The following is a 12,052-nucleotide window of genomic DNA, read 5'->3' as shown; positions in this document are numbered from 1 at the left end:
CCAAGAGCCTAGGTGTTTGATCCCGGCATTTGATGGTGCATTATTCTCCCTCGGCTGGAAGGATGCGCTATGGGACAAATTCTTCATGGGAGCGCCACAACGACTGAGGCGGTCCGTCGAGCGATACAGCATAGTCAAGAGAGCTTGAGGGCCCTGGCCAAGCGCTACGGCATCAACACGAAGACGGTCTCGAAATGGAAGAAGCGCTCATCCGTCGCCGATGTGCCGACTGGACCGAAAGAGCCGAAATCCACGGTTCTGTCGGTCGAGGAAGAGGCGATAATCGTCGCCTTCCGCAAGCATACGCTCTTGCCGCTCGACGATTGCCTCTATGCGCTACAGGCGACGATACCGCATCTGACTCGCTCGTCGCTGCATCGCTGTCTTCAACGCCACGGTATTTCTCGGCTGCCGGACGTCGAAGGCGACAAGCCCGCCAGGAAGAAGTTCAAGTCCTATCCGATCGGCTATTTTCATGTCGACATAGCCGAAGTGCAGACGGCCGAAGGCAAGCTCTATCTCTACGTCGCCATTGACCGCACGAGCAAATTCGCCTTCGTGCAACTCGTCAAAAAGACCGGCAGGACGTCCGCTTCAGCCTTCCTCGTCGCCCTGATAGAGGCAGTTCCCTACAAGATTCACACGGTGCTCACCGACAACGGCATCCAGTTCACGTTTCCGCCGCGTTATGCCGATGGACCAACGGCCAGATACATGACGCACATGTTTGACATGCGATGCAGCGAGAACGGCATTGAGCACCGCCTCACCAAGGTCAAGCATCCCTGGACAAACGGCCAGGTCGAGCGAATGAACCGGACGATCAAGGAGGCGACGGTCAAACGCTATCACTACGACCGTCACGAGCAGCTCGAAACCCATCTATCGGACTTCATCAACGCCTATAACTTTGCTCGCCGACTAAAGACCCTCAAAGGCCTCACGCCTTATGAGTTCATCTGTAAATGCTGGACGAATGAGCCGGAAAGATTCAAGATCGATCCAATCCATCAAATGCCGGGACTGAACACCTAGGCTCAGGACCTGTTAATTTCCGTTAAGATGTGATTCAAAGCCTTGCCGGAGACGAGGAGGCTTTGATTCGATGAGCGATCTGTTTTTGCTGAGCGAGCGCCACATGGCGCGGATATCGCCGTTTTTTCCTTTGTCGCATGGGGTGCCGCGCGTCGACGACCGCCGTGTGGTGAGCGGCATCGTTTACGTCATCAAGCACGGCCTTCAGTGGAAAGACGCGCCGAAGGCGTATGGCCCGCACAAGACACTCTACAACCGCTTCATCCGCTGGAGCAGGCTCGGCGTGTTCGACCGCATCTTCGCGAGCCTTGCCGGAGAGGGACCCAGGCCAGAGCGCATCATGATCGACGCGACCCACCTCAAGGCACACCGCACGGCGGCGAGCCTGCTCAAAAAGGGGCTTTACCCCGCTTTATCGGACGAACGAAGGGCGGCCTGAACTCGAAGCTGCACGCGGTCTGCGACGAAAAAGGTCGGCCGCTCGTCCTGCTTCTCACCGAGGGGCAGTTGAGCGACCACAAGGGCGCGGCGCTGGTGCTCGACGCGCTGCCGGATGCCCACGCGCTGATCGCCGACAAGGGCTATGACAGCGCATGGTTCCGGCAAGCCCTTGAAGACAAAGGCATCTCGCCTTGCATCCCGTCGTCCAGAAGCCGCAAGCGGCCCTACCCTTACGACAGGGCGCTCTACCGGGAGCGACACAGGATCGAAAACCTGTTTGCAAAACTGAAAGACTGGCGCCGCGTCGCAACCCGATACGATCGATGCGCCCACACCTTCTTTTCCGCCATACTCATCGCCGCAACCGTCATCTTCTGGTTGCCTAAATAATGAGTCCTGAGCCTAGCCGCGAGCGGCTTTTTCAACAGCCTGTTAGGGGCGCTCGCCGTTCCCACTGGGGGGGAACAGTCCTTCCGCGATCATTATATAAAGGCTAACCAGACATGACCGACGCGGAGTGTCCCCGTAATCCCTTGGCTCCGAACGCGTAGCGGGCAAAGCAAAGAGTCTATCTGTTCTTCAACTCTCCGCTTACACTATTGCAAAATGCATTTACAGCCGATGCAACTGCGCGGGCTGTGGTCTCCTGATAAGCGGGATCAGCTAGGCGGGTTTCATCCTCACGGTTTACAACGATACCCGCTTCGAGCAAAACCGCCGGCATCAATGTTCTTCTCAATACAACAAGGTGATCGTAACGGTATATCCCATTCTTGTTGTCAACAATTTCTCTACTCTCTCCTTTTATTGGTTCAGCGTGATGGCGCGAGAATATCCGACCATGCGATATAAGCTGCGCCCCTAGCTCCTTCGCAAATGCAAGACTTCTTTCATATCCAGGATTTTCTTTCGACACAAAGAGTGAAAATCCACTAAATCCATCATAATAGTAATGCGTTCGCCCGTTAAACATCCAGGCTTTCAAATATTCCTTCTGTACTGAATCGTGATGTATCGAAATAAATAGATTTGCTTGCAGTTCAGAAGCGCGACGAGCGCGTCTCAATAATGATTCTACGCCGCCACCTGTTTCATTTAAGATGGCATTTCGAAACCCGCTGCTAGTGAGGGCTTCTCCTATTTTTTTTGATAGCTCTGTATTGAAGTAAAATTCCGAAACCCCTCTTGCACTTGTCGCGCCAGGCGCTTGTTCGCTGTGGCCAACGTCGATAGCGACCTTAAAGTTTTCGCGATCACAAGTTGGCGGTGTTTCCTGAGCGACCGCCGTTCCTGAAAGAAGCGTGAGTAACACAAAAGTTATTGCGTATTCCCGCATGTTATTTTTCTCCTCACCTAGCCAAGCCGGTATTTTAGCTGTTGCAGCCTGCGTTTATAAGTATCAGTTAGGCATAGTTCATTTGCGCCGCACATGCTTCTCAGCTTAAGCCACTGCCTTTGCTCTGATACAAGCAATTTGAAAGCGGATACATTTGACCTCAAATCTTGAATCAGATTATCGTATAATTTTTGCATTTCGATATCCAAGCGGGAAAGCTGATCGACTTGGCAAACCTTGATTTCGGCTAGGTTTAGATTAGCATCATTGCAGTTGAATGACGGAGCGACGCGTTCCGTTTCGTTGGGAAGCGACACGCTAAACCGCTCATTCAATTCTTCCAGCCTGCGTTTATAAACAGCATCTATACAGTTTTCGCTTGGCCCGCACATGCTGCGGAGTTTTAGCCATTGCCTTTGATCTGATACAAGTGTGTTGAAAGCGGTGACATTTGATTTTGAAGCTCGTAGCAAGTTGTCGTAGACGCGTTGCATTTCGAGATCCAAGCGAGCAAGTTGCGCAACATGGCAAATTTTTAGCTCGACTGAGTTTAGATTGACACCGTTGCAGTTGAATGATGGAGCGACGCGTTCTGTGCCGCGTTCAGATGGTTCCTCGGGAGCCAAGCTCGCTTGTGGCGCTGGGAGTGGAACCGGTGCGGCGGCTTGTGGCTTGGCTGGTGCGGCGCATCCCGCGAAGCAATAGGGCGCGCTTCCCTTCAGATTGTCGTAATAGGCAGGGTTCTGCTGGTGCCGCATCTGCCTATAGGCAAGATCGGAAACCTTGCCGCGCACGGCGACGGCGACATCCTGAATCTTGGATCCCTGTGTTTTCAGCAGAGGCAGCAGATTGCGGATATAAACCGAAGTCGGCTCTGGGTCGGTTTCGGCGAGCCGGTCGAGCGCTGTCTCGCTCGCGCCCGCCGAATACAGCACGAAAGTCCCGCGCGGCGGATCGATACGGCCTAGGCCGCGTTCGCCGCCTAAGCTCCTTTCGCCCCTCGCGCGGTAGGGGTTGTCGCGACAGGCATCAAGGATGACGAGGGCAACCCGCGGATTTTTGGCCGCCAGGTCTTCCATCAGATCGCCGAAGCGAATGGCGTTTTGCTGGATCACGCGCTGGCCTGCGCCCGATGGCGGCGCATCTCTCGCGAGGAGATAATTGTTGCCCTCGATCTCAATGCCGTGGCTCGAAATAGCGACGATGGCTTCGTCTCCCTCGCGAAGGCGGGTGAGAAAGCCCTGCCATGCATTCCAGAATTCATTGCGCGATGGGTTAGTCAGGAAGGCTGCTATCTCGACATCGCCCTGTTCGGTGAGCAGGTCGCGGATCGCCCTAGCGTCGCCGACGGCTTTTTTCAGCGGTTCTAGATTGTCGTAGGCGTCGACGCCTACAAGCAGCGCCACGCGCTTTTCGGCGAAAGCAGCGCTGGCAGGACCGATAAAAAGCAGCGCCAGTATAAAAAAGCGCGAAAGCAAATGATCGACGCGGAGTGTGCCCATTATCCCTTGGCTCCGATCGTGAGGCCCTGCCAGCAATAACCTAATCGGGATGGATTTGGAAGTCGTGCTCTGCCATATCCATCATGGGCTGCCACTCAAGGCGACGACGGCTGCCACTTCGTAGGCGACAAGACCGCGGCGTGCCTCGTCCCCACAGGCCGATCCTCGACAAAACTTAGGGTGCGCAATTTCCTGGCTCTCCCGTTGAGCCCATTGCGTCTTGCACCGTTGCCTCTCCAATGCCGCCGCGTCATTGGCCCCCGCCTGTGCGCCGCCCCGCAGGCCCCAAACCCCAACCTTGACAGTCGCCGATAGCCGGTGCAGCAAGCCTTTCCGACGCACCGGCAACGATGCGTTTGAAGCGGCAGCGCGCGGACACATAAGGCAGACCCGTCTCCATGCTCACAGGACACATCCGCAGCCAGATCGATCAAATCTGGAATACATTCTGGTCTGGCGGGGTATCGAACCCGCTTTCCGTCATCGAGCAGATCACCTACCTCCTGTTCATCAAGCGCCTCGACGAACTGCACACGCTCGAAGAAAACAAGGCGCAGCGCCTCGGCAAGCCGATCGTGCGCTTGCCACGTACTTCCATTCGAAGATGTTCCACGGCTTCGACTTCGACAACACCATGCTGCGCATCGGCTCGATGAACATGGTGCTGCACGGCGTGGAAGACGCGGATGTCTCTTATCGCGACAGCCTCGCCGAGGCGCACAGCGCGGACGCCGGCAATTACAGCCTTGTGCTCGCCAATCCGCCGTTTGCGGGCTCGCTCGATTACGACAGCACGGCCAAGAACCTGCAGGCCACCGTCAAGACGAAGAAGACGGAGCTGCTTTTCCTCGCGCTGTTCCTGCGCCTCCTGCGCACCGGCGGGCGCGCGGCTGTGATCGTGCCGGACGGCGTGCTGTTCGGCTCGTCCACGGCGCACAAGGAGATCCGCCGCATCCTCGTCGAGGATCAGAAGCTCGACGCAATCATCAAGCTGCCCTCGGGCGTGTTCCGCCCCTATGCGGGCGTGTCCTGCGCCATCGTCGTGTTCACCAAGACGGAATCCGGCGGCACGGATCGCGTCTGGTTCTACGACATGCAGGCGGATGGCTATTCGCTGGACGACAAGCGCACGGCGCTGCTCGACGGCACGAAGCTTGGCCCGCTGCCGGACGAAGCGCTGACGCCGGAGGAACACGCGAAAAACAACCTGCCCGACATTTTGGCGCGCTGGCAGGATCGGGCGACAGAGGCCGCGCGCCCGCGCACGGCACAGAGCTTCATGGTGTTGAAGGCCGACATCGTGGCTTCTGGCGGCTACGACCTCTCGCTCAACCGCTACAGAGAGGTCGAGCACGCGGACGTCGAGCATGAAAGCCCCGCCGCGATCATCGCGGAGTTGAAGGCGATTGAGGCGGAATCTCCGAAGGGCTGAACACGCTTGAGGAGACGTTGGCGTGAGGCGCGCTTTCATAGGTGATTTTAGTCGAGATTAAGGGAGGAGGGACGCCATCAAAAAGCAATCCCGAATTCTACAAGGGAAATATCCCTTGGGTGACTCCCAAGGATATGAAAGTATGAGGAGTTTACCTTAGGTGTTCAGTCCCGGCGTGTGATGGTGTGTTGTTAACACCGTCACAGCGGGAGGGACTATGGGCCAGGTTCTACACGGGTGCGCCACGACAACGCACGCCGTTCGAACGAAACTACAGCGATCGGAAGCTCCGATCGCGGAACTCGCGAGGCGCTACAACATCAACGATCTCGATGCGGTTTCAAAGGCTTACGACGGCCACATCGTCATGATCGATTCCACCTGCGTGCGCGTCCATCAACACGGAGCGACCGCAAAAAGGGGGCACTTGAGCGGGGCATGGATCGGGGCATGGGACGTTCCCGAGGCGGGCTTACGAGCAAGATCCACGCGCTTGTCGACGCCGAAGGCCGCGCGATCGGCTTGGCGCTGACAGCGAGGTACTATTATAATAGCTCTAATTTATTGATATTGCGTAACAAATTTTCCTGCGATATTCACGCAATAATCGTTTTTGTGCGTTTAGCCACCTCCTTATCATGACCATCGATCATTTCGGTATCGCCGCTCTATACTCGAACGAGCAAGCTAGGCTGAAGCGCAAATTGCAACGGCGAGGATTATCGGCGTCGTCCGCAGACGACGCTGTGCAGGATGCGTTTGTTCGCCTGTTGCGCCTTTCAGGTGCCGATATTCAGGACAAGCGAGCCTATATCAACAGGGTAGCTGAAACGGTTGCCAGCAATACCATGCGAGGGACGCGTCGCGGGGCGGCGGTCATTGATCCGCGCGCGGAGGTTGACGACAATGTCGCCGATGCGGCCCCGCTCGCCGATGCCAAGATAATTTCACAAGAGCAAATAGCGGCGCTTGAAGCCGCTATATCTGAACTGCCCGCGCGCTGCCGGGAAGTCCTTCTGCTTCACAAATATGAGGGGCTGAGCTATGCGGAGATCGCCGCACATCTCGGCATCGCAAAAAACACCGTGATGGTGCATATGGTGAAGGCACTTGGCCGCCTCCGGGCGTGTCTCCAGGAACACTGAAACTTTTCGACTTCATTGATGCATATTGCTATCCGAGAATTCCTATGGCCGCGAAGAATGGACATTCCGTCGAAGATGACGCCGTTGAGTGGTTCGTGCTTCGCGACGCTTCCGCCACCGACGAGGATCGTGAGCGCTTTCTTGCCTGGCGCGATGCCGACCCGGTTCACGCCCGCGCATGGGGTGAGATCGAGCGGTTGTGGAGCAATCTCGATCATGTGTCCCCACAATCTCTAGGCCTGCGCAGGCCAGGCAGGGAAAACGTTTCGCTGCTGATGCCCTCGCATACACCGCCACCCCACGTCGTTGGCCGCCGTGCGCTGTCCTTCGGTTCGAGGGTTTCGGGCGCAGCGCTTGTGTTATGCGCGCTGTTGATATGGGCATGGATGCCGCACAGCTTCGCGGATTACCGTTCGGGCATCGGCGAGCGCCGCACAGTGCTCCTTGACGATCACTCGGAAATCGAGCTTGGCTCGGCGACCGCTATCGATGTGGCTTTCTCACCCACGCATCGTGAAGTCCGCCTTCTTGAAGGTGAGGCGTTTTTCACGGTCGCCAAAGACGCTGCGCGACCTTTCATCGTTGCGACGGCTCAAGGCGAGATCGAAGTGCGGGGCACCGCATTCAATGTGAAGATCACCGACGCGGTAGCCGTCGCAGTCGCCGAGCATAGCGTGTCGGTCACATCGGCGGGTGGCAATACCGCGTCTGTTCAGCAAGGCAAGATGGTGCGCTTCGACCAGAAAGCCGTCTCTCCTGCTTCAAACGCGGATCTCGACGCAATTCAAGCCTGGCGGCGCGATCAGCTTGTTTTTATCGATACGCCGCTCGAAGCCGTGCTGGCGGATTTGCGCCGCTATCGTGTCGGACGCATCGACCTCCTGAGCGCCGTGGCCGGCCAGAAGAGGATCACCGCAGTTTTCGAGAAAAATCGTATCGACGATGCGCTCGACACCATAGCGGAAAGCCTCGATCTTCGCGTGATCCGCGCAACGAGCCTGTTCACCGCGCTCGTGGCCAACTAGCACCGCCCCCAAAAAAAGGGCGATATTATACTTGCCAAACCCAAAACCTCGTGCTATATAATAGGGAAATCACGGGGATTTCGGCTATGTCGTTGCTTTCTCAGGAACATCTTCAAAACGAAGAAGCGGCCTATGCTTGGGTTGAAGCCCGCATTTGGCCGGAAGGTGCGGTTTGCGCTCATTGCGGCGAGAAAGAGCGCGTTAGCAAGATGCAAGGCAAGGCAACCCGCATCGGCCTTTACAAATGCTACGCTTGCCGCAAGCAGTTCAACGTGAAGGTGGGCACCATCTTCGAGAAAAGCCATGTCCCGATGCACATCTGGCTTCAGGCGTTCTACCTAATCGCTGGCAGCAAGAAGGGCATCAGTTCAAACCAGTTGCACCGCACCTTGGGCGTGACCCTCAAGACTGCTTGGTTCATGTCTCACCGCATCCGCGAGGCTATGCGCACTGGAAGCCTTGCAACTCCTATGGGAGGCCCCGGCTCCATCGTTGAAGCGGATGAAAACCTTCATCGGCAAGAAGGAAGGCGCGGTAAAGCATCCGAACGCGCGCGGCTATGCTCACAAGCAGGCGGTGCTCAGCTTGGTTGAGCGCGGCGGCGAAGTGCGCAGCTTCGTCATTGACAAGGCCGACGTCGCCAACATCAAGCCGATTGTTGACGCGAACCTCAACAAGGAAAGCCGCCTGATGACCGATCAAGCGGGCTACTACATCGCCATCGGCCGCGAGTTTTCGGGCCATGAAGCTGTGGACCACAGCAAGGACGTATGGAAGCGCGGTGAGTGCTACACCAACACCCTCGAAGGCTACTTCTCCATCTTCAAGCGCGGTATGAAGGGCGTCTATCAGCATTGCGCCGAGAAGCACTTGCACCGTTATCTCGCGGAGTTCGATTTCCGTTACAATAACCGCGTCGCCAAAGGCGTGAACGACGAAACCCGCGCTGGAAAGATCGTGGAAGGTGTCGTCGGCAAGCGCCTCACCTATCGAACGACAGCTCATTGAGGGAAATCCGAGCAGCGCTTCGCCTCCTAAACCACAACGACGTAGGCGTCGTTCAAACCCGACGCATTCCGAACCCGAAGACACGCAAACATTGGTTGTTGGGAATGCACCAGCCTCACTTGACTCCGTGTGAGCTTGAGCAGGATAGTTGCGGCAATCCGTCGCGAGCAGCGGCGATGTGGGCGCGCACCTAGCTGTTCAGTCCCGGCATTTGATGGATTGGATCGATCTTGAATCTTTCCGGCTCATTCGTCCAGCATTTACAGATGAACTCATAAGGCGTGAGGCCTTTGAGGGTCTTTAGTCGGCGAGCAAAGTTATAGGCGTTGATGAAGTCCGATAGGTGGGTTTCGAGCTGCTCGTGACGGTCGTAGTGATAGCGTTTGACCGTCGCCTCCTTGATCGTCCGGTTCATTCGCTCGACCTGGCCGTTTGTCCAGGGATGCTTGACCTTGGTGAGGCGGTGCTCAATGCCGTTCTCGCTGCATCGCATGTCAAACATGTGCGTCATGTATCTGGCCGTTGGTCCATCGGCATAACGCGGCGGAAACGTGAACTGGATGCCGTTGTCGGTGAGCACCGTGTGAATCTTGTAGGGAACTGCCTCTATCAGGGCGACGAGGAAGGCTGAAGCGGACGTCCTGCCGGTCTTTTTGACGAGTTGCACGAAGGCGAATTTGCTCGTGCGGTCAATGGCGACGTAGAGATAGAGCTTGCCTTCGGCCGTCTGCACTTCGGCTATGTCGACATGAAAATAGCCGATCGGATAGGACTTGAACTTCTTCCTGGCGGGCTTGTCGCCTTCGACGTCCGGCAGCCGAGAAATACCGTGGCGTTGAAGACAGCGATGCAGCGACGAGCGAGTCAGATGCGGTATCGTCGCCTGTAGCGCATAGAGGCAATCGTCGAGCGGCAAGAGCGTATGCTTGCGGAAGGCGACGATTATCGCCTCTTCCTCGACCGACAGAACCGTGGATTTCGGCTCTTTCGGTCCAGTCGGCACATCGGCGACGGATGAGCGCTTCTTCCATTTCGAGACCGTCTTCGTGTTGATGCCGTAGCGCTTGGCCAGGGCCCTCAAGCTCTCTTGACTATGCTGTATCGCTCGACGGACCGCCTCAGTCGTTGTGGCGCTCCCATGAAGAATTTGTCCCATAGCGCATCCTTCCAGCCGAGGGAGAATAATGCACCATCAAATGCCGGGATCAAACACCTAGCGTATCGCGCCAAGTTTGTAAGTCCTTGCCCCCTGCCATTGTAAGCCTACGCCCCCAGATATGAGGAGACGAAAGCCTATGCCTGTTGTGAAAAAAGAACGTCAGCGCGTGCGCAACTTTAACGGTCTCGCCGAATATCAAGCCAAGAAGGCCCATGATGGCGATATTCACGTCATGGAGTTCGATGGGAAGCCTATTCGCGCTATCTACCATGGTGGGGACTTGCATTTTGCCGTTGTCGATGTCGTCGGCGTCCTTTCTGACAGCGCCGACCCAGCCAATTATTGGCGGGTGATGAAGGCTCGGCTCAGGACCGAAGGTGCGAGCCAAACCATTACAGAATGTAATGGGTTCAAACTCCCCGTATAAGGGACTGCCAGAGAAAGCTAACCTGCGGGATGAGATGACAGGGCCAGAACTTGTTATAACGGCCTTTGCCGAGCGCGCTGGCACAGAAATTATTCGCAAGCGCAACACCAAGGGCTACGCAGACACCAAGGCTGCCTCCGTGGATGGAGCCAAGGTCGCCGCTGTTGCTCGCCAAGCACTTGAAGAGCAGCTTGGAACGCCGGTAGTTTCAAAGGTAAGCTTTTCTGGCAAATTCCTGTCTGATTAGCCTCTGGGAGAAGCCAAGCGGGAGGATATACTCAATGGTTAAAGTCTGGGGATCAAGCAATAAGGGAACCACGGCCTGTGAAGAGTGCGGCTCCCTCTACTCAGTTGTAGAGCATCGCTTGCCCGTTCGAGATAAGGATAGCGCCAATTGCATCGTATGCGGACACGAATTGGCAAGTTGGAATAGCACCACCTTTCCAGTTTTCACCCTCATTGAGAAGGGTAAGAAACCACAAGCCCCGGATAGACAAGAAGGACAAGATGCCTAAGAAGAAAGAGCCTGACCTCACGTCTGAAGAGCAGTTCAAACGCTTTCAGGAAGCCGCAAAAGAGCATGAAATAGAAAAGCGGCTTCCTGAAATTGAGAAGGCTTTTGACAAGCTATCGAAGCCCAAGAAGAAAACATCAGACCAGTGTCGCTAGCTGGCGCATAAAAATACGCACGGAGAGAAGCACTTCTCTTGCCTGTTCCGCAGTGTATGTTTCTTTCGGGTGCATGGTCGAATTTCGCCACGCCTGTTTAACGTGGTAGAGGTTTACGTGGCAGGCTGACCATTCATCACGCGATGGTCCTTTAGGCATATCTTCAATCTTGCGCCCCAAATCACTAAGAATCTTTCCCCATTCCTTTTCAGTATTTGTTACACCGAGTTTGGAGCCAAGAACCTTGACCGCAGCTTCCATGGCGCGCATCAAATGAAAAACGCAAGAGGTTCCACGTCCAAGAGCTAAACACTTACCAGCTTCTTCGATGTCCGCCTCTGCTTGACTCGAAAAAGTTACCCCGATGTCGAAGCCGAAATAATCAATAGTTCCGTTATAAAGATCTGCGTATACTTCCTCTAGGACAAAAAAAGTGGTGCCATTAAGTTCATCTCTAAGTCTTTGCCTGATGTCACTAAGTTTTCCTGATAGCTCTGTTTCTTTGCATTTCTTGTTTACTAATAGCTCCATTAGGCGAGCTAGTGCTTGCTCGGTTACGGGTGCATATATGGCATCCGTCGCTTTATTGAGATCAAGCAGAAGACTTGCAATGGTTGCAATCGTATCCTCGTCGTTTATGATCTTATCATCGCTAAGGTCTAGATGTGCCAAATGGGCATCTATTGCATTCAGTGACTCGACAGCCACCACAAAGGCTTGAGCATCAATTTCCAACATATCCCACAGGCTCACGAGCCCGTAGGGTTGAAATGGGACGGGCGGCCCAGCTTCAGGCGCGGTCATAGCGAACCTCCTGAAAGCTGGAAATGCTTAGTTTGAGTCTGGCGGGTTTGGCAAGTATAATATCGCCAA

General features: G+C 55.5%; 13 protein-coding genes and 3 pseudogenes. 12 read left to right on the top strand and 4 right to left on the bottom strand.

Annotation, left to right across the window (positions count from 1 at the left end):
* Positions 1-69 precede the first annotated feature (69 nt).
* Together RVAN_RS06260 and RVAN_RS19550 are read left to right on the top strand one after the other, a co-directional pair.
* The gene (locus tag RVAN_RS06260; RefSeq protein ID WP_013418913.1) at positions 70-1,035 is read left to right on the top strand and encodes an IS481 family transposase; all 966 of its coding nucleotides are present in this window, start codon (positions 70-72) and stop codon (positions 1,033-1,035) included.
* 70 nt (positions 1,036-1,105) lie between these two features.
* Positions 1,106-1,866 (top strand): IS5 family transposase gene (locus RVAN_RS19550; RefSeq protein WP_155942360.1). Its coding sequence is split into 2 segments (ribosomal slippage): positions 1,106-1,439 and positions 1,439-1,866, totalling 762 coding nucleotides; the frame shifts between segments, so codons are not numbered across the junction.
* Between the two features lie 178 nt (positions 1,867-2,044).
* On the opposite strand, the gene RVAN_RS19545 is transcribed toward RVAN_RS19550, so the two are convergent.
* Positions 2,045-2,812, bottom strand: a complete 768-nt coding sequence (locus RVAN_RS19545) for an N-acetylmuramoyl-L-alanine amidase family protein (protein ID WP_013418910.1) — start codon at positions 2,810-2,812, stop codon at positions 2,045-2,047.
* A 17-nt stretch (positions 2,813-2,829) separates the two neighbouring features.
* Positions 2,830-4,314: a caspase family protein gene (locus RVAN_RS18745; protein ID WP_013418909.1), complete on the bottom strand. Its 1,485-nt coding sequence runs from the start codon at positions 4,312-4,314 to the stop codon at positions 2,830-2,832.
* A gap of 398 nt (positions 4,315-4,712) precedes the next feature.
* Between RVAN_RS18745 and RVAN_RS21065 the strand changes: the two genes are divergently transcribed.
* The 7 genes and pseudogenes from RVAN_RS21065 (at position 4,713) to RVAN_RS06220 (ending at position 8,924) form a co-directional block, all read left to right on the top strand.
* Complete coding sequence (locus RVAN_RS21065) at positions 4,713-4,970, top strand: type I restriction-modification system subunit M N-terminal domain-containing protein (RefSeq protein WP_342411033.1); 258 nt, start codon at positions 4,713-4,715, stop codon at positions 4,968-4,970.
* Positions 4,919-5,746: an HsdM family class I SAM-dependent methyltransferase gene (locus tag RVAN_RS06240; protein ID WP_342411032.1), complete on the top strand. Its 828-nt coding sequence runs from the start codon at positions 4,919-4,921 to the stop codon at positions 5,744-5,746. The genes RVAN_RS21065 and RVAN_RS06240 overlap by 52 nt, the downstream gene beginning before the upstream one ends.
* A gap of 217 nt (positions 5,747-5,963) precedes the next feature.
* Positions 5,964-6,074 (top strand): annotated as a pseudogene (locus RVAN_RS20765) (IS481 family transposase); the annotation flags it as partial.
* Positions 6,075-6,077: 3 nt separating this feature from the next.
* A pseudogene (locus RVAN_RS20060) lies at positions 6,078-6,301 on the top strand (IS5-like element ISRhru5 family transposase); the annotation flags it as partial.
* 83 nt (positions 6,302-6,384) lie between these two features.
* A complete protein-coding gene (locus tag RVAN_RS06230) occupies positions 6,385-6,891 on the top strand; it encodes an RNA polymerase sigma factor (RefSeq protein ID WP_013418907.1) in 507 nt (168 codons plus the stop codon).
* 44 nt (positions 6,892-6,935) lie between these two features.
* Positions 6,936-7,916 carry a FecR family protein gene (locus RVAN_RS06225; RefSeq protein ID WP_013418906.1) on the top strand — a complete coding sequence of 327 codons (981 nt, stop codon included), beginning with the start codon at positions 6,936-6,938 and terminating at the stop codon, positions 7,914-7,916.
* An 86-nt stretch (positions 7,917-8,002) separates the two neighbouring features.
* Positions 8,003-8,924 (top strand): annotated as a pseudogene (locus RVAN_RS06220) (IS1595 family transposase).
* Between the two features lie 190 nt (positions 8,925-9,114).
* On the opposite strand, the gene RVAN_RS06215 reads toward RVAN_RS06220, so the two are convergent.
* Entirely contained in the window at positions 9,115-10,080 is a 966-nt protein-coding gene (locus RVAN_RS06215; protein WP_013418485.1) for an IS481 family transposase, read from the bottom strand.
* Between the two features lie 139 nt (positions 10,081-10,219).
* On the opposite strand from RVAN_RS06215, the gene RVAN_RS20055 reads away from it, so the two are divergent.
* The 3 genes from RVAN_RS20055 (at position 10,220) to RVAN_RS20045 (ending at position 11,179) form a co-directional block, all read left to right on the top strand.
* A complete protein-coding gene (locus RVAN_RS20055) occupies positions 10,220-10,510 on the top strand; it encodes a hypothetical protein (protein ID WP_155942359.1) in 291 nt (96 codons plus the stop codon).
* 34 nt (positions 10,511-10,544) lie between these two features.
* On the top strand, positions 10,545-10,757 hold the full coding sequence (locus tag RVAN_RS20050; RefSeq protein WP_155942357.1) for a hypothetical protein: 213 nt from the start codon (positions 10,545-10,547) through the stop codon (positions 10,755-10,757).
* 260 nt (positions 10,758-11,017) lie between these two features.
* Positions 11,018-11,179, top strand: coding sequence for a hypothetical protein (locus RVAN_RS20045; RefSeq protein ID WP_013418904.1), 162 nt, complete (start codon positions 11,018-11,020; stop codon positions 11,177-11,179).
* Here the strand turns inward: RVAN_RS20045 and RVAN_RS06200 are convergent.
* Positions 11,162-11,983 (bottom strand): HEPN domain-containing protein, encoded by an 822-nt coding sequence (locus tag RVAN_RS06200; RefSeq protein ID WP_013418903.1) that lies wholly within the window; start codon positions 11,981-11,983, stop codon positions 11,162-11,164. The two genes, RVAN_RS20045 and RVAN_RS06200, sit on opposite strands and share 18 nt — an antisense overlap.
* Positions 11,984-12,052 lie beyond the last annotated feature (69 nt).

It is taken from the genome of Rhodomicrobium vannielii ATCC 17100 (genome assembly GCF_000166055.1).
Lineage (GTDB): Bacteria > Pseudomonadota > Alphaproteobacteria > Rhizobiales > Rhodomicrobiaceae > Rhodomicrobium > Rhodomicrobium vannielii.
The sequence above is the reverse complement of the archived record's forward strand: the minus strand, read 5'-3'. Positions and strand labels throughout refer to the sequence as shown.